The organism is Pseudarthrobacter sp. NPDC058119, from assembly GCF_042884655.1.
Lineage (GTDB): Bacteria > Actinomycetota > Actinomycetes > Actinomycetales > Micrococcaceae > Arthrobacter.
The window spans coordinates 54,524-71,312 of sequence record NZ_JBHVTN010000009.1 but is presented as its reverse complement, the minus strand read 5'-3'; the positions used below and the strand labels follow the sequence as shown (position 1 = coordinate 71,312).

Below are 16,789 nucleotides of genomic sequence, written 5' to 3'. Positions count from 1 at the left end.
CGGTTTTTGCGGTGGCGGTGTCGTCACGGAACGTAACGCCTTTATCGGCAGCGGGCATGACTGCAGTCTGCGCGGGATGTCCGGCTCGGCGGTTAGCGCTGGTCGGATTGCCAGCGGGAAAAGTAGTTTTGGACGAGCAGGAGGCTGCGATCCACAACTGCAGCAACCACGATCGCGGCGACTGTTGCAGCCCAAACGACGTTGACGTCGAAGCTGTTCTGTCCAACCACCATGAGGTACCCGAGACCGGAGCCGGCGCCGGTGAATTCGGCCACGATCGCGGCTTGGATGGCGAAGCCGAAAGTGATGCGGGCGGAGGTTCCCACCCACAGGACGGCGGCAGGGAGTCTGGTATCCCTGATCACCTGCCACCGGTTTGCCCCCAGAATACGGGCATTGTGCCGGATGTCCGGGTCAACGTCTGCTACCCCGGCAGCGGTGCTGACAATGATGATGAAGATGATGACGAAGGCGACGTGGATCATCCGCGAAGCGATAGTGTAGCCCAGTGCGACCGCGAAAAAGGGGTAGAAGACGAGTCTCGGAAATCCCTGCCAAAAGGTGATGAAGGGTGAGATGATCCTGCCCACGCCGGGAAAGGTTCCCGCGACGGTGCCCACGGCTACTCCTGCAGCCAGCGCTGCACCATAGCCCACCAGGGTGACTATCACTGTTGCTGCTGTATGAGCGACGAGGCTTCCATCCTGCAGCCATTGCCATAGGTTGGCGCCAATCTTCATTGGCGTTCCCACTACGAAGGCATTGAGGGCTCCATTCGTTGCGAGAACCTGCCAGGCGGCTAGCAGGCCTGCAACGAAGAGGATTTGGGCCACGACCATGAGTGCCTTCGAACTCCTGCGCGCACCTAAAATAGCCGCCACTGGGTAAATCTCCTTTCAATGATCGCCAGAGCGCGGTCTGCTAACAGCGACAACATGGCTATAACAACGGCGGCTCCAAGCAGGAGGTCCGGCTGGCCAAGGATGTTGCCGCGCGCGAGATAGGAGCCAAGGCCTCTCGAGCCAGCCAGGTACTCGGCCAGGGCGGCTCCGAGGATGGCCCATATGAGGGCGAGGCGGAGGCTGCTCATCAGCCAGCCCGTGACGGCCGGGACGTACACGGAGGTTGCACGCCACATCCTGCCAGCACCAAGGACGCGGGCATTCTGGTCATAAATCGTGTCGATCGAGGACAAACCGTTGAAGACGTTGAGGTAGACGATAAGGAAGATGATGGACGTCACGAACATCGCCGCTGACGTTGTTCCGATGCCGAACCACAAAATAAACAAAGGTGCCAGCGCTACACGGGGCACCGCGTTGGCGATGATGAGGAACGGCGCCAGAAACCGGCGCATCAGGGGGAACGGCCAGGTAATCGCCACCACAAGGCAGGCGGTCGCAGCGCCTGCGACAAAGCCCGTCAGGGCACTGGTGACTGTTGTTCCTGCATTGGACCAAAATGCAGGGTCTGCAGTCCACTTGGCGAGTCTTTCGACGACCAGTTGCGGCGATCCGATCAAGGACGCCATGCCGGGGACAGTGACGGCGGTCAAATGCCACACCAGAATAAGCGCACCCCAAATGAGAACCTGGGCGGTGACGACTTGCGCCGCCGGGTGAGCGCGCCTTTTGATCCTCGCTGCCGCAGTCACCTGGCTATCGACAGGTGCGGCAGTCACGCGCCGCTCCTTAGCCCGGACCCCATGACCTGTTCCCGAAGGTCACTCCAGAGTTCCTCGTGCATATGCGTGAACTCAGGATCGAAGCGCAGCTCCAGGAGGTTCCGCGGGCGGGATATGGCCACTTTCCGATCGGTGAGTACGGAACCCGGCCCTCGCGTCATGGTAACCACGCGGTCGGACAGACCCACCGCTTCCTCCAGGTCATGGGTTACGAACACAACGGTCTGCCGGTCTTCCTCCCACAGTTTCAGGAGGTCGTTCTCCATCAGGTTGCGGGTTTGCGCGTCGAGGGCACTGAAAGGCTCGTCCATGAGGAGGATTTTGGGTTTCAGCGCCAGACTTGCTGCGATCGAGACCCGCTTTCTCATGCCTCCCGAGAGCTGGTGCGGATAGGAGTCTCCCCGGCCGTGGAGGCCAACCCGCTCCAGCCACTCGCGGGCCTGGGCGTTGGCCTCCTTTTGCGCCATTCCGCGGTAGCGCAGGCCGAGGGCGACATTCTGGAGTGACGTCTTCCACGGCAGGAGCGCGTCGCGTTGGAAGACAAAGCCGACATCCGGGTGGGGTCCTTTTCGCGCATCGACCGCACGCCCCAGGACGCTGATGCGGCCCTCGGAGGGTTCCCTTAGCCCTGCGACCAGGTACAGGATGGTGGACTTTCCACATCCCGAAGGGCCGACGATTGAGACAAATTCACCTTCCCCTATTCTGAGGTTGACGTCCTGGATGGCGGTGTGGGTGCCAATCTTGGAGGTGTACGTCTGTGTAAGGCCTACAATGTCGATTGCTGGGGATGTGGTTTCGGTTGTTTGCGCGGGAGCGTGCATTGCCTGATTCCATGCCATGGGACTGCTTTCGTTTCGCTGCGGGTTAGGAGAGGTCCGACGGCGTCTTAAGGGACAACCTGTCATAGGCCTTGCGAACGTAGGAGTTGTCAAAGAGCCCGGAAGCCGGATTGAAGTCTTCCTTGACGACATTTACGAGTTTGGCACCCGCAAGCGTCTGGTCGACTTCCTTCTGTGAGAATCCGCCGGTTGCCCTGCTGAAGCCCGACTTCGAGTACTGCCACTGAAGGTCCCAGGACTTACCGACGGCGTTCTTGAAGTCGCCGCTCATGGGAGCTAGGGAGTCGGCCGGCGACTTTGCCGATGCCAGCACGTTGAGTTCCTTGACCAGGGCGGTGACGATGTCCTGGGTCAGCTCTGGATGCGCCTTGGTGAAAGTGGGAGATGAGGCAAAGACGGCGTTCAGCTGTTTCGCAATGGGAAGTAATTCATCTTCCTGGGGATTGGCCACGAGATAAGCGGCGCCCGATTCGACGGCGGTCGCGGCATTGTTTGGCGAGGTAGAGAGAACGTCAGCCCTGCCTGATTCAAGCACTGCCTGGGTTTCCGATCCGCTGCCCAAGGGCAGGCGCTCCTGGTTCGTCCAGCTTAGGCCGGCACTTTCTGCCGTAAGTTTGGCACTTATCTCAGAGATCGAACCGACGCGGGTGAAGGCCCAGCGCTTCTTGTCGAAAACCTTGATGTCGCCAGGGCCGCCAAGCTTGGACGAAGAGTTGCCGATGATCTGCTGGGAAGGACCATCGAACATGTTCATCAGCGGGACCATCTGTCCGCCCTGGGAAGCAACTCCCAGGACCGAGGTGCCGGGAACGATGGCGGCATCAACTGAGCCACTGGCAAGAGCAGCGACAAGATTTGAACCTGAAGGGATCGTTTCGATTTTCAGTTCGACGTTTCGGTCCTTGAGGACTTTTGTGAGTTCACCGTCTGGGCCGATAGCCGCGTAGAAGGCCCCGAAGGTCACGTCGGGCGAGAACAGTCCCACCTTCAACTGCTGCGGATCTGCGCTTTTTTCGCTTGCGGATCCACCCGCACAGCCAGTCAGAACAAGAGCTGAGGCGGCGATTGCTCCGAGGAAAGCGGGCAACGTTGACCGTTTTTTCACAACTACTCCTAGATCAATGTGATGTGCACGACATCATGAGGGTCCAGCAACTATCGCAAATGTCGTAACGATCGTCAACAAGTCCGGTGAGGATTACGCTTCCGCTCGAAGGGGTTCCGCGTGGACTGGAGACGGCAATATTCATCAGAACAATTGACGTTCGTTACAACTAATGCGAGCCTTTGAGCTGTTCTAAATAAGGAGTGTGAAGCATGTATGCGCTAAGACCGGTCCGGTTGCTCCCCTACGACCTTGAGATGTTCGCTGGGATGACTTACGTGAGCAGCGTCTAATGGCTGGTCCCGGCTCACAGGACCTGCTGCTGACCCTCATTGGAACCTATTTCCTTGGTCAAAAGCGGCCCATACCCTCCGGCTTCCTGGTGAAGCTGCTGCAGGAGTTCGATGTCACAGCGGTGGGCGCCAGGAACGGGTTGAGCCGTCTGGCCGGACGGGGCCTATTGGAAGTACACAAGCCAGGCAGGAACACCTTCTATCACCTGAGCCCTGAGGCTCATGCCCACCATGCGGAGCGCCTCAGTGAGATCGTCAATTTCGGGGACAACCCTGAGACCTGGGACGGTACCTGGACAGTTGTCTTGTTCTCTGTGCCGGAGAACCTTCGGGCACAACGCCACGTTGTACGTTCCCGCTTGGCGGCCATGCGATTCGCCGTACTGTATGACGGCGTGTGGGTGCGCCCAGGCGCGCTGCCTGAACAGGCGCGCAAAGCTCTTGTAGATCTCGACGCCCCGAAGCTCACACTGCTCTCCGGAGCTGTTGGGGACGCGGCGTTTGGTGGCATTGATCCCGTGAGCGTCTTCTCCTTGGAGGCCCTTCGAGAGAAGTATGAAAATTTCATCGAATCCTCGCGGAGCCTGAGGGCGGACATCCGTGCTGGCAGGGTCGGTTCCGCCGAGGCGCTCCGGCAGCGGGCGCGCGTGATGCACCAGTGGCGTTTCTTCCCGGATCACGATCCATTACTCCCAGCCGGACTGCTCCCCCACGACTGGCCGGTACAGAGAGCGCGGGAGGCTTTCGTAGAAATATATGACGGCCTTTCCGAACTCGCTGATCACCGGTTTCGCACCCTCCTTGCGGAGTTCTCCGCGGATCTGGCTGGAGAGGTTCGCTCGATGACGAGCGTTGAACTGCTCGATCTGCACCTGCCGGCCCGGGGCCTGGGCCCCTTGACCGGCAGGACCTGATGTACGTCTTTGATCAAGAAAAGGAACACATGACAACCACTACACACACCGAAAACGAACCGCTGACTGTTCTGGCAGTGGGGGACATAGGGCCGGACCGGGTGGACGCCGCAGAACTCTTTGAACTGAACCGGGAGGTTCTACAGTCAGCAGACGTGACCTTCGGCCAACTTGAGTTCGTCCTCTCGGACCAAGGCTCTAGGCTGCCGCAGGTGCGGCATACGGTAAAAGCAAAACCCAGTGACGCGAAAGCATTGGTGGAGGCAGGGTTCGATGTCATTTCCTTCGCAGGAAACCACTGCATGGACTTCGGGGCTGAGGCAATGCTCGACACTGCAGAGCACCTTGCCGCAGCCGGAGCCAAAGTAGTGGGCGTTGGCGCCGACATCAGAGCAGCACGGCGTCCCGCAGTAGTCCAACACGGAAGAACCGAGATTTCTTTTCTTTCCTACAGCTCGGTGCTGCCCCACAGTTTCTGGGCAACTGAAAACCGGCCCGGATGCGCCCCGATGCGGGCTTTTACCGTCTATGAACAGGTGGAGCACGATCAGCCGGGTACGCCGGCGCGTATCCACACGTTTCCGCATCGGGAAGACCTGGACAACCTCGTGCAGGACATCAGGCGCGAAAAACTGCTGGGACGCTTTGTCGTAGTGTCGGTCCACTGGGGAATCCATTTCATCCCGGCACAGATCGCCGACTACCAGCGCGACGTGGCGCACGCAGCCGTTGACGCCGGTGCCGATGCGATCATCGGGCACCACGCCCACATTCTCAAAGGGATCGAGATTTACCGCGGCGTGCCCATCTTCTACAGTCTCGCCAATTTTGCGATGGACACCCGCGTGACGCCGGAGCAAGTTGCCACACCTGCCTTTCAGGAGATTCTGGCCCTTAACCCTGGCTGGATTCCCAACTTCCATTCCACCTTCAACTTCCCCCCTGACTCACGCAAGACAATCGTTGCGAAACTCATGGTCGAGGACGGAAAGCTTGTGGGATTCGGTTTCTTACCTGGCTGGATCAATGACAACTCGCAGACGGAATTTCTGCGCGGTAAAGACGAGCGGTTCGAACAGGTTGTGGACTACATGCGCACCATCAGCAAAGAGGCCGGACTCGAAACGGACTACAGACGCGAAGGTGATGAGGTACGCCCGGTGGACCTGTCACAGGTCAACCTCTGATGGAGAGCACACACAGAGGCTTGACTGAGGAACTTGCAGTCTTTGCTGCCGGCCTTCGCTGGGAAGACGTTCCCGGCGAGGTGCGCGAGCAGGCAGCCGGTCAGGTGTTGGACGGTTACGGGGCGATGCACGCAGGCAGCAACCGGTCCTGGACGAAAGCGGCACGGCGCTACGCCCTCGAAGAAGGAAGTCCTGGGCGGAGCTCTGTCATCGGCATAAACAAAAGGCTTCGGCCCGCACTGGCCGCTTTTGTCAATGCAACAGCGATGCATGGATTCGAGCTCGATGACTACCATGTGTCCGCCGCCGTCCACGCCGGGTGTGCCGTCGTTCCCACCGTCCTTGCCCTGGGAGATGACCTTAACGTTGGGAGCCGGGCAGCGCTGACTGCCATTTCCGCCGGAACAGAGACAATAATCCGGCTGGGCCTCGCGATGTCTCCGGAAATGACACAGGATCGGGGCTTTCACGTCACCAGTGTGTTCGGGGTCATCGGGGCAGCGGCTGCGGCCATTAGCCTGCTTGGCTTGGAAGAACGCACCGCCCAGCACGCACTTGGCATCGCCGTGGCCCAAGCGGGAGGCACGACTGAGTTCACGCGCACAGGTGGTGAGATCAAGCGCATACATGCAGGATTCGCCGCCTCAAATGGAATTAGGGCGGCCTACTTGGCGCAACTTGGTCTTACGGCCCCCTTTGAATCGATTGAAGGACAAAGGGGATTCGCTCAAGCCTTCGGTGGCAGGAGGGTGTCCTTGGACAGGGTGAGCCGCAGGCTCGGGTACGACTGGCATCTTGACGGCCTCGGAGTGAAATCATGGAGCACCTGCACGGGTAACCACGCACCCATTGCGGCACTCGAAGAACTCCGGCGGCAGGGACTTGAACCCGATGACGTAGCGGGCATCACCGTTTATACAGACAAGACCACAGCTGAGCACTGCGGCCGGCTGGGACCCCACGTCACTGACATGACTGGAGCCCAATTCAGTCTCCACCTCAGCCTGGCCATGCGACTTGTCCTGGGAGGCAACGATCCCAGCCATTACGCAGCGTTGGAAGCGGCTAATTTTGCCATTCCCGAGGTGGTTCGACTCGCCTCGCTCGTGCAGGTGGCTGTCGGGGAGGAAGAAGAGAGGTCCTTCACCATCGCTCCTTCAGCCAGGGTCGTTGTCCAACGGAAACACGGCCAGGATATGGAGGCGCGCGCCGTTGCGCCCGGAGGGCCGTCACAGCCCTTCACGTGGCATGACTTGCAGCAGAAGGTCCATGCATGCGCTGATGAAACTGTCGGACCGGACGAAGTGGACAGTGTTGGCCGCCAAATCCGGTCATGGCTCCACAGCGATATTCCCGTCACAGGCCTGCTTTATGCGGGCACTTCCCGCATCACTGGCCAAGCCTCAACCCACGCCTAAAAGATATGTCCGTGCCCTGCTGTCTTTTTGCGGGGCACGGACATTTCCGAGCGCAGGAACGGTCAGGCGGCGATGACCTTCAGCGGCGTCGATGAGGGACCGAACTCCAGCCAATCCGTCATCTTAATCTCTCCGTCCAGCTCGAAAGAGGCAGTCTTCGACAACAGTGCCTCAGTCGCAACGCACAGTTCGAGTCTCGCCAGCGATGAAGCCGGGCAGCGGTGGGGACCCCTGCCGAAGGCAATGTGCTTGTTGGGCTTGCGGTCCATGCTGAACTCGTGGGGGTTCTCGAAGACGTCTTCATCCCGGTTCGCCGAGGGAAAGATCATGGCGATGGGCTCTCCGGAGGGAATGGCCCTGCCGCGGATATCCACGTCGTGGATAGCTGTGCGCGCGAATACGCGGTAGGGGGAATAGAGGCGAAGGAACTCTTCCACTGCGTCAGGAATACGATGCGGATTATCCCGGAGGTTTTGCTGCAGCTCCGAATCCTGCGCCAGATGCGCCGCGATACTTCCCAGGACTGCTCCTGGAGCGGCTTGCGATGCGGACAGGAATTGTCGGATGCTCGCCACTACCATCTCCTCAGAGATGGCCTCCCCGTTTTCGCCGGCAAGCAGCAACGCCGAAATGAGGTCTTCATTGGGATCAAGAAGGTTCTCTTTCCGGTCATTCACTAAGTCACCGGCAAGGCGGTAAAGCTCATCGCTCCACCTGATCACTCGTTCCTTGTCCATCGCCATCTGCGCCCGGTAATACTGCACCTGCACTTCCCTTGCGCGCAGCATCATGTCCAAAGGTAGTTTCAAGATCAAGCCGAACGCCCTCGCCGCGAAGTACTCCGCGAAATCCAGGGTGAAGTCGAATCTTCCTGCGGTTACCAGGGGGTCCATCAACTCGTCGGCGAAACGGTGGAGCTCGGGCTCAAGAACAGCCATTCGACTCTTGTTGAACACAGGTGTAACGGGCCGCCTGTACACATCGTGCTCCGGCGGGTCGAAGTGCAGTGGTGGCCTCTTTCCCTGATTGCGCGTCGCCGGGGGAACTACGTTTTTCTCAGCAGTGCTGAAGTTCTCATGCTCTGTCTGGACCCTAACGATGTCCTCGTACTTAAAAAGTGCCCAGAAACCGCCGAATGCCTCGCTGTGAGCCACGGGGCATTTCTTCCGCATCTCTTCGTAGTAGATGTGCGAATTATCAAATGTCTCGACATAGAGAGGATCGAATTCGTTCGGATGTTTGGGGTGAGCCATGGTTGCCTCCTTCACGGCGGCCGTTCGGGCCGACCAACACTGGGGTTTGCAGTTCACCCTCAAGGTTCGCAGTTGTTGTAACTAGCGTCAAGATAAGTGGCAAGGATAGAGTTGCGGTCAGGTGTTCCAGATGGAAGAACTGACGTATGACTAACGCAAAGCCGGTGCATGGCTCCCAGCAGTTCCTGCTGACGCTCCTGGGCACTTACTTTCTGGGTGTTGAGGACAAAGTCCCTTCGACCTTTTTCGTAGATGTTCTGGGTGACTTCGGCCTAAGCGAAACAGCCTCACGGAATGCTCTAAGCCGCGTCGCCCGGCAGGGGTTCCTTGAACCTTCTAAACGAGGTAGGTCCACCTACTATGCCCTGACGGAAGCGGCCCACAGCCGTCAGCGGCGCCGCCTGAAGCAAATAGTGGACTTTGGCCGGGTCCTTACCGAATGGGACGGCACTTGGACCGTTGCGACGTTTTCAGTGAGCGAGGACCAGCGCCACCTCAGGCACCAGGCTCGGCAGATTCTTCGGCAGTCCGGATTTGGGCTTTTGTATGACGGAGTCTGGGTCAGTCCATGGCCACTAGCGGAAGATTCCCGTCAGGCAATGCTCAATATTGGAATTGACCGCATCACCGTCTTCACTGGCGCAGCCTCTGTTACCTTCGGCGGGGAGGGTGACCCTGTTTCGGCCTTTGAGTTGGAAGCTGTAAGGCCGCTACTGGAGTCTTTCATCGCACGGACAGCACCAATTGTTGATGCATTGCGTAGTAACAAAATCTCTCCCACAGACGCGCTCCGATTGCGGATCGAGACACTTCGAGATTGGCGAAACCTGGGTGAAAACCATCCCGACTTGCCATCGGATCTTTTGCCGGCGGACTGGCCACTGACTATGGCGCGAAAGCTGTTCGAACAAGCCTACGATGGCTTAGCCGCGGCCGCGGAGGCGCGCATGCGTCACCATGTGGGACAGAGCGCGGCTGAACTTATACCGTCAGTCAGATCGCTCAGCACCGCCGAAGTCGCAGACTTGGAACCGGCGATCGGAGACCCGCGCAAAATGACCGTGGGGACCGGCGGCCTATCCTAGCCTTCCTTGATATCGTCGAACGTCCCGCGGCGCCCGGCAGCTTTCCCGCAACCGGGCAAAAACGCCGCAATGCCTACGGCCCGGCGCTAGCAAGAAGCTGGCGGGGTAGCTTCTCAGGCGCCTCCAGGCCCCTTGGACTCCAACTCCACCAGCAAGACTCTCAGTGCGTGGTTGAGGCGACTGGTTTCATCCCGGGGCAATATTGAGAGCAATTCTCGCTCTATGCCGGTGATCGCTTCGAGTAGCGGGGGTATGGCCTGCCGGGCCCTCGGAGTGAGATCCAATAGCGCGCTGCGTCGGTCACTTTCGTGTGGTCTCCGGGTTAACAGCCCAGCCGCGAGAAGTTTCTGCACCCTCTTGGTCGTTCCGGCCGGAGAAGCCGAGAGTGCGGCCGCGATTTCAGTGGGAGCCAGTGGGCGTCCGTGCCTCATTAGAACTGCCAGGACGTCAAATTCGCCCCGCGTCAGGCCGGCCTCCTCAAGAACCGCTTCGCTCTGCAGCTGGACAATACGGGATATGCGGTGGACGCGCCCTAAGACGGCGGCCGCCTCCACCTCAATCGAAGGCAGCCTTAGTCGCCATTGCTCCACAACGCCATCCACCGAGTCCTTCATGTAGCAACCGTACTGTAAAGTAAAAGTACTTCGCCAGCGAAATACTTTCTAATTGGAGGATCGTGACCTCACCATCAGTCGCTGCAATTCCGCGAGTGAGACAGCTCCTTGCCGTCGGTCCCCATGCGGGCGCCCATCGGGTCGCCGTCCGAGCCGGGGCATCAGCCCTGCTGCCGCTCCTTATGCTGTGGTCACTCAACAGGATCGAGTTATCCTCCTTTGCGATACTTGCAGCGACGGCAGCAGTTTTTGGGCGCAACGCCTCTTTGCCCCGACGTCTTACAATGCAACTGCAGACCTCGACTGTTCTGGTCCTGTTGATTCTTATCGGGGCCGCCGTATCGGCCGCAGACCTTCCTGGTTGGACCACCGTTCTGGCAACAGCCCTTGTCGCCTGCCTGTGCTCTGCGGCAGCCGACCTGCTCCAATGGGCACCCTCCGGCTGCCTCTTCTTTGTCTTCGCGTTCGCAGTAAGCGCCTACACCCCTCCGGGAAACGCCGGGCTACCACTGATCGCCGCAACAGCTGCCGGCTCAGCTGTTCTTACACTGCTTGTAACCATCGTCGGAGGAGCCCTTGAGGCCGTCACCCGCCTACGTCGAGGCGACGTCCCGGCCCGGCAGGCACCAGCAGCTTCCCGGCGCCTGCCCCTGCCCCTGATTGCCGCGCACTCCCTTGCCTGCCTGCTCGCTGCAGCTACGGCAGGCATGTTGAGTCTCGCAGGCGGTCTCGCGCACCCTTACTGGGCTATGGTTACTGCCATCGTGCCCGTGATCGGGGCGACAACGTCAGGGCAGCTGGCCAGGGCAACCCACCGAATGATAGGCACCTTTCTGGGCATCGGCGTCACCGGCCTTTTGCTCTTTTGGGCGCCCGGCGGCGCTGTCCTCATCGTCGTATTGGCTTTGTTGACTGCCCTGACAGAGCTCATGGTGGCCCGCAATTACGGACTGGCGATGCTCTTCCTCACACCCCTGACCATTGGCATGATGTTTCTAAACCATCCACAGCCACTCGGCCCATTGCTGGCCGACCGCGCTCTTGAAACCTGCATTGGTTTGTCCGTTGTGATGGTCTTGATTGTCGTGACACACAATCTAAGGCACCCGGAGGAACAATCGGGATAGCTTTCGGGGCGCGAGAATGAGGACTTGCGGGGGAACTAAATATGGAACCATCAGGTTGAATTACACCCCACCCTGACGTCAGACAGCACTTCAAATTTCGTCAGGATAGGTTCTCGAAATCGGTTCCTACACAAGGCCGCTGATCGGTCTTAGATCTGAACCTGACATTCGCGCCGCCACAGACCACGCCGTGCGGATATTCCGAGTTCCTGCTACTGGCATCGGTCATTGCACCCTCTTCCACCCTTACTGCTCTCATCTAGCTTCTAGACGGCCCCCCCCTTCCGTGAGGGGCCTTTTTCGGCGCCATGAGGTTCGTGCAGACTTTAGGCAGTGAAACCTAGCGCCTCCGTGAGGTTGAGGGGCACTTTGACGGTGGATGGAAAAGGGAGACGTAAATGGCTGGTGATGACAAGCCTGGGAAGGCGCCGTCACAGTCCGAGCTACCTCTGAAAATGCGACGCAACAGAGCACGGAGGCCGGAGCCGTTGCCCCCGTGGAAGCCGGAGTGGTCCACGGGGGAATGGGTGGCGGACGACCCTCGTCACTTTCTGATGAGTGACAAAAAGCGGCCCGCACGGTGCCCCTACTGCGGCACTAAGTCCCATCTTCTGCCCAACGCGAAGGGCGTCCGGATGTACCCGGAGTGCGAGCCAACGACCGGTGACCCGGTATATACCTATTGATAACCAGGTTCCACAAGTGAGTAGGCAGGCCTTGGCATCGGAACGCGTCAGCAATTGCGCTACAGGCTGTTGCGCAATTGTCCAGAGACCGTCTGGGCGTGCTTCCGCTGCCCACAGCCTGGGACAATCCTGGTGGGTTATCCACCGCTACTGCTGTTGAGGGAGCTACCTCAAGGGCTCCCGATCCCAGCCGTGGACAATCCGGATTGACCCCAACTGTGGACAGCTCAATTGCTACGTACTCGCCTTGGTGCTGTAATGCTCAGTGCAAGATGTAAAAGCATCATCACGAGGTGAGAGTGTTGCTGAGCCACCGCTTCTAATCGATGAATCTGGTTACTCATAGGACTGCTAGCCTTAATTCATGGCAAAAAAGACAGTCGTGCTGCTGGAAGATGATATTGACGGCTCGGAAGCAACCGAGACTTTGTCTTTCGCACTCGATGGCAGTGATTACGAAATTGACCTCAATGAGGGCCACGCTCAGGAATTGCGTGACGCCTTGGCCCGCTTTACCAACGCCGGGCGCAAAGTATCGGGTGGACGTGGCCGTCCCGCGGGGCGTAGCAAGGCTTCGCAGGGCGGCCCGGACGCGAAAGCGGTACGGATGTGGGCGGCTGAGAATGGCATTCCGGTGAATACGCGAGGGCGTATTCAGGCGGACGTCGTGGAGAAGTACGAAGCCGCTCACTGAACCAGAGCAAAGAGAAATCAGGGCTGGAACCTATAACTGGTTCCAGCCCTGATTTTTGTTTGGCTCGTTAGGTAATCCTGCAGGATGTTGCTGTTAGGCAGGAATGGTGCGAACGTCGGGAAACCACCCGGCCGGGGCTTTTTTGGGCTCCAAGTGTTCGGGGTCGCGGTGTTTTTGCATATCGCATTTGAAGAATGGTCCGCGGGGGTCCATAAGTACGCTCATGTGGTGGTCTGCGTGGTCTCTGAACCACACACTGATGCCGGTGGCTCCGTCGAGCCGAAGGTGTTCCCATGCCCGCCACAGTGCTTCCACCCTGGAGACTGCTTCTGGGTGGAAGTACCACTCGAGGCACCATTTAGCGGCGCGTCCATCGACGTCGCGGACGTAGGTGGGCAGCAGCTGCTCGTGCAGGAATTCCTCTGCCGAGCCGTAGACCAGTTCTGGCTGCTTCTGCTGCTGGCCAGAGTCGGCCCCGGGTGCCTCTACGTCCGGGCCGGGTGCTTCGCCGAACCGGCCGATGTCGATCGTCATGCCTACTCCCCTACCCGGTTACCCATGGATTCGCGTTCGCCGCCGCTGCCACTGGTGCCGGCTCTTCCTCGGGCCGGGGGCTGTATTTTTTGATGGATGTTTCGACGGCTTCTTTGTGGGGTCCGGTGTACCAGGGCATGGTCCGGACCAGTGTGGCGGGTGCACCGGAGGCGAGGATGACGGCGCGGCCGCGGTCCAGCTCGGCGAGATTGGAGACGTCGAAGATGCGTTCTTTTGCTTCCTGGCGTGAGCGGCTTGACCCGGACTTCCCGGATGAGACGGAGACGTTGATGTAGCTGTAGTCCCCAATTAGGTCCGAAAGCGCCCGGAGGAAGCCTTCTTCGGCGACGCCGCCGCCGTAGACTTTGACGTTCGCGGCGGACCAGATCTTGCGCATGTTTGCCTCGCCCCAGAGCTCGACGCCCTGGGACCAGGACTGCAGGATGCCCATGACGATTAGACCCTTGGAGCCGTAGTGGCTGAACTGGTCCGGCAGGCCGGCCCAGCGGACAACGTTGGCCAGCTCGTCCAGGGCGAACAGCGCCGGTTTGGGCAGCCGGCCGCCGCTCCGCTCCGCCCTTTCCTCCATCGCCTCCGCGATAGCCACTGTCAGCGCCGTGGTGAGTGGAGCGGCCGAGCCTGCCCCTTCTTTGGAAAGGATGTAGATCGTTTCCTGGGAGGCGGCGAAGGCGTGCGGGTTGAACTGCCGTCGCCCGTCCCCTGCCACGCTTGCACCGCCTTTCGGGGCGACCCAGCGGAGCGTGTTCCTGCTCTTGAGGCATTGGATCATCTTCTCGGCGGTGCCGAAGATACCGTCGCGCTGCTTGTCGGCCAGCTTCAGCGTGGACTCCAGCCCCTTGTACTGCAGCTCGTAGTCATGTTCCTTAAGTATTTCGATGGGTTCCTGGCTGACCTGCTCGGTCACCCACAGGTACACCTGCGTGATCGGCAGGCCACCGAGGGCTGCGGCGAGGAAGTACGAGGAGAGGATGTCCTCGGCTTTGGGATCGAAGTAGGCGTCCGGCTTTGACCCGGGCACCCGGGAACCGACGGCGAAGTGTTGGGTGAGTTTGTAGGCCTTCTCTTCGTCCGTGACGTAGGAGAGGGGGTTCCACCACCAGTCCGGTTCTTCCTGGGCGATCTTCTGCGGATCGAACACCCACACCGGGGCCACTTTCTCGCGGACGCCGCGGGTGCCGTCCACGACGTCACGCTTGTTCGACGTGGAGACAACGGCGCCTGGCGCGTCCAGGATCGCAGGCATCACCCGCGAGGTGGACTTACCCGTTCGGGGTCCCCAGATGTCGAGGCTGAGGTCTTCCCAGGACTGGACGAACTTCTGCCCGGTGGAGACCACCTTGCCGACGACAATCCCGGGATTGTCCTTGATCCCGAGTCGTTCAGCTTTGGCCTGCGCCCCTTTTTCGGAGAACGCGTCCAGGGCCTTGCCGCGGCCCAGGTAGCGGGCGGCCTTGTCGACCCGTGCGCGTTTGGATGCCCCTTTCCGCCACGCCACGAGCACGACAACGGCCAGCGCCAGAATCAGGCCGGCCATGACGCACACGACGATGGTGGACTGGGTTGGCCAGGGAACCCGGCCTTTGATGAGCCCCGCGATCAGGTCGATGGGGTGGGCCGGGGGCGCGGCCATGCCGGCCATCCAGGACCCAAGGTGGACGGCGGAATAGGTGCCGCCGCCGAACACGACGATGGCACCGATAGCCAGCCAGACCAGCAGAGCATCTTCAAGGCCCATGCCTTTGCGGTTCGGTGCACTCACAGTGACCCTCCTTCGGCCGGCAGTGCAGGTGCTGCCGGGTCCATCAGCGTTTTCGCCGGCGCGTGCCAGCGGGTGTCGGTATCGTTCAACCCGTCGTTCTTCTCGATCGAGGTCAGCCCGATCTGTACCGGGATGCCGGGACGGCCGCCGACCTTGATCAGGAACTTCCCGCGGCCCGGGGGTTCAACGTCGAGGCCACGTGAGTCCCAGGCGGGCGGGTCCTGCCAGGAGATGAGCTTTTGCTGCTCCTGCCGGGAGAGCGGAATCGCGGAGGTCAGCAGCGGCATTTCCGAGGCGGGCAGGCCGCCGCAAATCACCATGCCCGAGCGTTCGACGAAACCGCGGGCTTTCAACCGGTCCTCTTCGGCCGGCAGTGCCAGCAGGTCGGACATGGTGTGCGAGATCATGATCTGCCCGACACCGACGGAACGGTTCAACCGGGTGAGGGCGTCCACCCGGTCGACCATGCCCGTGCCCGAGCGGAGCGCCCGCCACAGCTCGTCCAGAACCACGAAGTAGTTCCGCCGCGGTTCCAGCCCGGCGTCGGCGAGGGAGTTGGCGACGTTCACGGTTCCGAAGCCGTAAGACCAGCAGGCCAGCAGCACGGCGGCCTGCAGGTCGGTTTCGGTTTCGTCGATGCTGGAGACGTCGAAAACCACGGCGCGGTCCCGCTTCATGGGGTTGGTGGTCTGCCGGGAGAAGATTTCCCCCAACTTCCCTCCCCCGGTCAGGCCCAGCAGGGTTGCTTCCAGCGCCCGGGTTTCCTGCAGGTAGACGTTCATGTCGCCACGGTCCAGCGCGACCTGGCGGAGTTCATCAGGGGCGGAGACGATCACGTCCAGCAGGTCTTTCAGGACCGGAATCCCGTCAGACCGGTCATCGAGGACCCGCAGCGCCCGGTCCAAGATGGTCTGTTCCTGATCGGTGGGCAGGTTGTTCCGGCTGATCGTGATGAGTGAGACGACCATGTTCAGGCGGCGCCCGTGCGCATCAGCCCGGACCCGGGTGGCCGCCTCGTGGTAGCCGTGCTCCTCGAGGAGCTGGGCAACCTCCACGGCCTGGCCCGGGTCAAGGATGTTCAGGTAGCCGACACCGCGGCCGAGCTTGATGACCTGCCCACCAAGGGCTTCGACGGCTTTGACGTGCTCGCCTTTCAGGTCCCCGAGAACCAGGGGGTTCACGCCTTGAGCGGCAAGGCCCAGGAACATGCGCCGGACCAGGGTGGACTTGCCCAGCCCGGGCTTGCCGAGAATGAAAGCCGACGGGTTGGAGATGAGGCGGGCGCGTTGGAACCAGCTGATCGGGTCGCAGCAGACCGTGCCCTGGGTTTCCTCGTGACGGCCGAGCGGTACACCGATCATGGGCGAGGACGCGCCGGAGGAGAACGGCCACAGGCCGCAGACCTGAACCGTGGTTCCCCGGTACTCTTTCACGGACGGGACGAGCTGCGCCATGCCGCCGCCGCGTCCGGCCCAGCCACGGGCCCCCGGCCCGGCCTCGCTCGGCCGCTTACCCGTCTTGTCCTTTCGAGTGCTTTTTGCCTTCTTTACTGGCTTTACTGTCATTGCTGTCA

General features: G+C 60.5%; 15 protein-coding genes. 6 read left to right on the top strand and 9 right to left on the bottom strand.

Going from position 1 to position 16,789, the window contains the following annotated elements; all coding sequences use genetic code 11:
• Nucleotides 1-92: 92 nt before the first annotated feature.
• The 4 genes from ACFVTD_RS18150 to ACFVTD_RS18135 form a co-directional block, all read right to left on the bottom strand.
• Nucleotides 93-740, bottom strand: coding sequence for an ABC transporter permease (locus ACFVTD_RS18150; protein WP_387565578.1), 648 nt, complete (start codon nt 738-740; stop codon nt 93-95).
• Between the two features lie 125 nt (nt 741-865).
• The gene (locus ACFVTD_RS18145) at nt 866-1,681 is read right to left on the bottom strand and encodes an ABC transporter permease (RefSeq protein ID WP_387565575.1); all 816 of its coding nucleotides are present in this window, start codon (nt 1,679-1,681) and stop codon (nt 866-868) included.
• Nucleotides 1,678-2,526: an ABC transporter ATP-binding protein gene (locus ACFVTD_RS18140; RefSeq protein WP_387565573.1), complete on the bottom strand. Its 849-nt coding sequence runs from the start codon at nt 2,524-2,526 to the stop codon at nt 1,678-1,680. Before ACFVTD_RS18140 ends, ACFVTD_RS18145 begins: the two co-directional genes overlap by 4 nt.
• A gap of 25 nt (nt 2,527-2,551) precedes the next feature.
• Nucleotides 2,552-3,631 carry an ABC transporter substrate-binding protein gene (locus tag ACFVTD_RS18135; RefSeq protein WP_387565570.1) on the bottom strand — a complete coding sequence of 360 codons (1,080 nt, stop codon included), beginning with the start codon at nt 3,629-3,631 and terminating at the stop codon, nt 2,552-2,554.
• Nucleotides 3,632-3,923: 292 nt separating this feature from the next.
• Between ACFVTD_RS18135 and ACFVTD_RS18130 the strand changes: the two genes are divergently transcribed.
• From ACFVTD_RS18130 to ACFVTD_RS18120, 3 genes are read left to right on the top strand one after another with little or no spacing between them, the layout of a single operon-like run.
• Nucleotides 3,924-4,838: a PaaX family transcriptional regulator C-terminal domain-containing protein gene (locus ACFVTD_RS18130; RefSeq protein ID WP_387565567.1), complete on the top strand. Its 915-nt coding sequence runs from the start codon at nt 3,924-3,926 to the stop codon at nt 4,836-4,838.
• A gap of 29 nt (nt 4,839-4,867) precedes the next feature.
• On the top strand, nt 4,868-6,025 hold the full coding sequence (locus tag ACFVTD_RS18125) for a CapA family protein (protein WP_387565564.1): 1,158 nt from the start codon (nt 4,868-4,870) through the stop codon (nt 6,023-6,025).
• Nucleotides 6,026-6,045: 20 nt separating this feature from the next.
• On the top strand, nt 6,046-7,443 hold the full coding sequence (locus ACFVTD_RS18120) for an MmgE/PrpD family protein (RefSeq protein WP_387565561.1): 1,398 nt from the start codon (nt 6,046-6,048) through the stop codon (nt 7,441-7,443).
• Between the two features lie 62 nt (nt 7,444-7,505).
• Here the strand turns inward: ACFVTD_RS18120 and ACFVTD_RS18115 are convergent, their stop codons facing one another.
• On the bottom strand, nt 7,506-8,696 hold the full coding sequence (locus tag ACFVTD_RS18115) for a cytochrome P450 (RefSeq protein WP_387565558.1): 1,191 nt from the start codon (nt 8,694-8,696) through the stop codon (nt 7,506-7,508).
• Between the two features lie 146 nt (nt 8,697-8,842).
• On the opposite strand from ACFVTD_RS18115, the gene ACFVTD_RS18110 reads away from it, so the two are divergent.
• A complete protein-coding gene (locus tag ACFVTD_RS18110; protein ID WP_387565556.1) occupies nt 8,843-9,781 on the top strand; it encodes a PaaX family transcriptional regulator C-terminal domain-containing protein in 939 nt (312 codons plus the stop codon).
• A gap of 113 nt (nt 9,782-9,894) precedes the next feature.
• On the opposite strand, the gene ACFVTD_RS18105 is transcribed toward ACFVTD_RS18110, so the two are convergent.
• Nucleotides 9,895-10,395: a MarR family winged helix-turn-helix transcriptional regulator gene (locus tag ACFVTD_RS18105; protein ID WP_387565553.1), complete on the bottom strand. Its 501-nt coding sequence runs from the start codon at nt 10,393-10,395 to the stop codon at nt 9,895-9,897.
• Between the two features lie 284 nt (nt 10,396-10,679).
• Between ACFVTD_RS18105 and ACFVTD_RS18100 the strand changes: the two genes are divergently transcribed.
• Entirely contained in the window at nt 10,680-11,522 is an 843-nt protein-coding gene (locus ACFVTD_RS18100) for an FUSC family protein (RefSeq protein ID WP_387565550.1), read from the top strand.
• Between the two features lie 1,050 nt (nt 11,523-12,572).
• Nucleotides 12,573-12,902 carry an Lsr2 family protein gene (locus ACFVTD_RS18095; RefSeq protein WP_387565547.1) on the top strand — a complete coding sequence of 110 codons (330 nt, stop codon included), beginning with the start codon at nt 12,573-12,575 and terminating at the stop codon, nt 12,900-12,902.
• A gap of 93 nt (nt 12,903-12,995) precedes the next feature.
• Here ACFVTD_RS18095 and ACFVTD_RS18090 read toward each other — a convergent pair whose 3' ends face one another.
• The 3 genes from ACFVTD_RS18090 to ACFVTD_RS18080 are packed head-to-tail and all read right to left on the bottom strand — an operon-like array spanning nt 12,996 to nt 16,781.
• Entirely contained in the window at nt 12,996-13,436 is a 441-nt protein-coding gene (locus ACFVTD_RS18090) for a DUF4913 domain-containing protein (protein ID WP_387565544.1), read from the bottom strand.
• Between the two features lie 10 nt (nt 13,437-13,446).
• Complete coding sequence (locus ACFVTD_RS18085) at nt 13,447-15,216, bottom strand: type IV secretory system conjugative DNA transfer family protein (protein ID WP_387565541.1); 1,770 nt, start codon at nt 15,214-15,216, stop codon at nt 13,447-13,449.
• A complete protein-coding gene (locus tag ACFVTD_RS18080; RefSeq protein ID WP_387565538.1) occupies nt 15,213-16,781 on the bottom strand; it encodes a helicase HerA domain-containing protein in 1,569 nt (522 codons plus the stop codon). The genes ACFVTD_RS18085 and ACFVTD_RS18080 overlap by 4 nt, the downstream gene beginning before the upstream one ends.
• Nucleotides 16,782-16,789: the final 8 nt, after the last annotated feature.

What these genes read in the sequence shown, in the direction of transcription:
- ACFVTD_RS18150 (WP_387565578.1), bottom strand. Translation starts at nt 740, where the DNA reads ATGAAGATTGGCGCCAACCTATGGCAATGGCTGCAGGATGGAAGCCTC.
- ACFVTD_RS18140 (WP_387565573.1), bottom strand. Translation starts at nt 2,526, where the DNA reads ATGGCATGGAATCAGGCAATGCACGCTCCCGCGCAAACAACCGAAACC.
- ACFVTD_RS18130 (WP_387565567.1), top strand. Translation starts at nt 3,924, where the DNA reads ATGGCTGGTCCCGGCTCACAGGACCTGCTGCTGACCCTCATTGGAACC.
- ACFVTD_RS18125 (WP_387565564.1), top strand. Translation starts at nt 4,868, where the DNA reads ATGACAACCACTACACACACCGAAAACGAACCGCTGACTGTTCTGGCA.
- ACFVTD_RS18115 (WP_387565558.1), bottom strand. Translation starts at nt 8,696, where the DNA reads ATGGCTCACCCCAAACATCCGAACGAATTCGATCCTCTCTATGTCGAG.
- ACFVTD_RS18110 (WP_387565556.1), top strand. Translation starts at nt 8,843, where the DNA reads ATGACTAACGCAAAGCCGGTGCATGGCTCCCAGCAGTTCCTGCTGACG.
- ACFVTD_RS18105 (WP_387565553.1), bottom strand. Translation starts at nt 10,395, where the DNA reads ATGAAGGACTCGGTGGATGGCGTTGTGGAGCAATGGCGACTAAGGCTG.
- ACFVTD_RS18100 (WP_387565550.1), top strand. Translation starts at nt 10,680, where the DNA reads ATGCAACTGCAGACCTCGACTGTTCTGGTCCTGTTGATTCTTATCGGG.
- ACFVTD_RS18095 (WP_387565547.1), top strand. Translation starts at nt 12,573, where the DNA reads ATGGCAAAAAAGACAGTCGTGCTGCTGGAAGATGATATTGACGGCTCG.
- ACFVTD_RS18090 (WP_387565544.1), bottom strand. Translation starts at nt 13,436, where the DNA reads ATGACGATCGACATCGGCCGGTTCGGCGAAGCACCCGGCCCGGACGTA.
- ACFVTD_RS18080 (WP_387565538.1), bottom strand. Translation starts at nt 16,781, where the DNA reads ATGACAGTAAAGCCAGTAAAGAAGGCAAAAAGCACTCGAAAGGACAAG.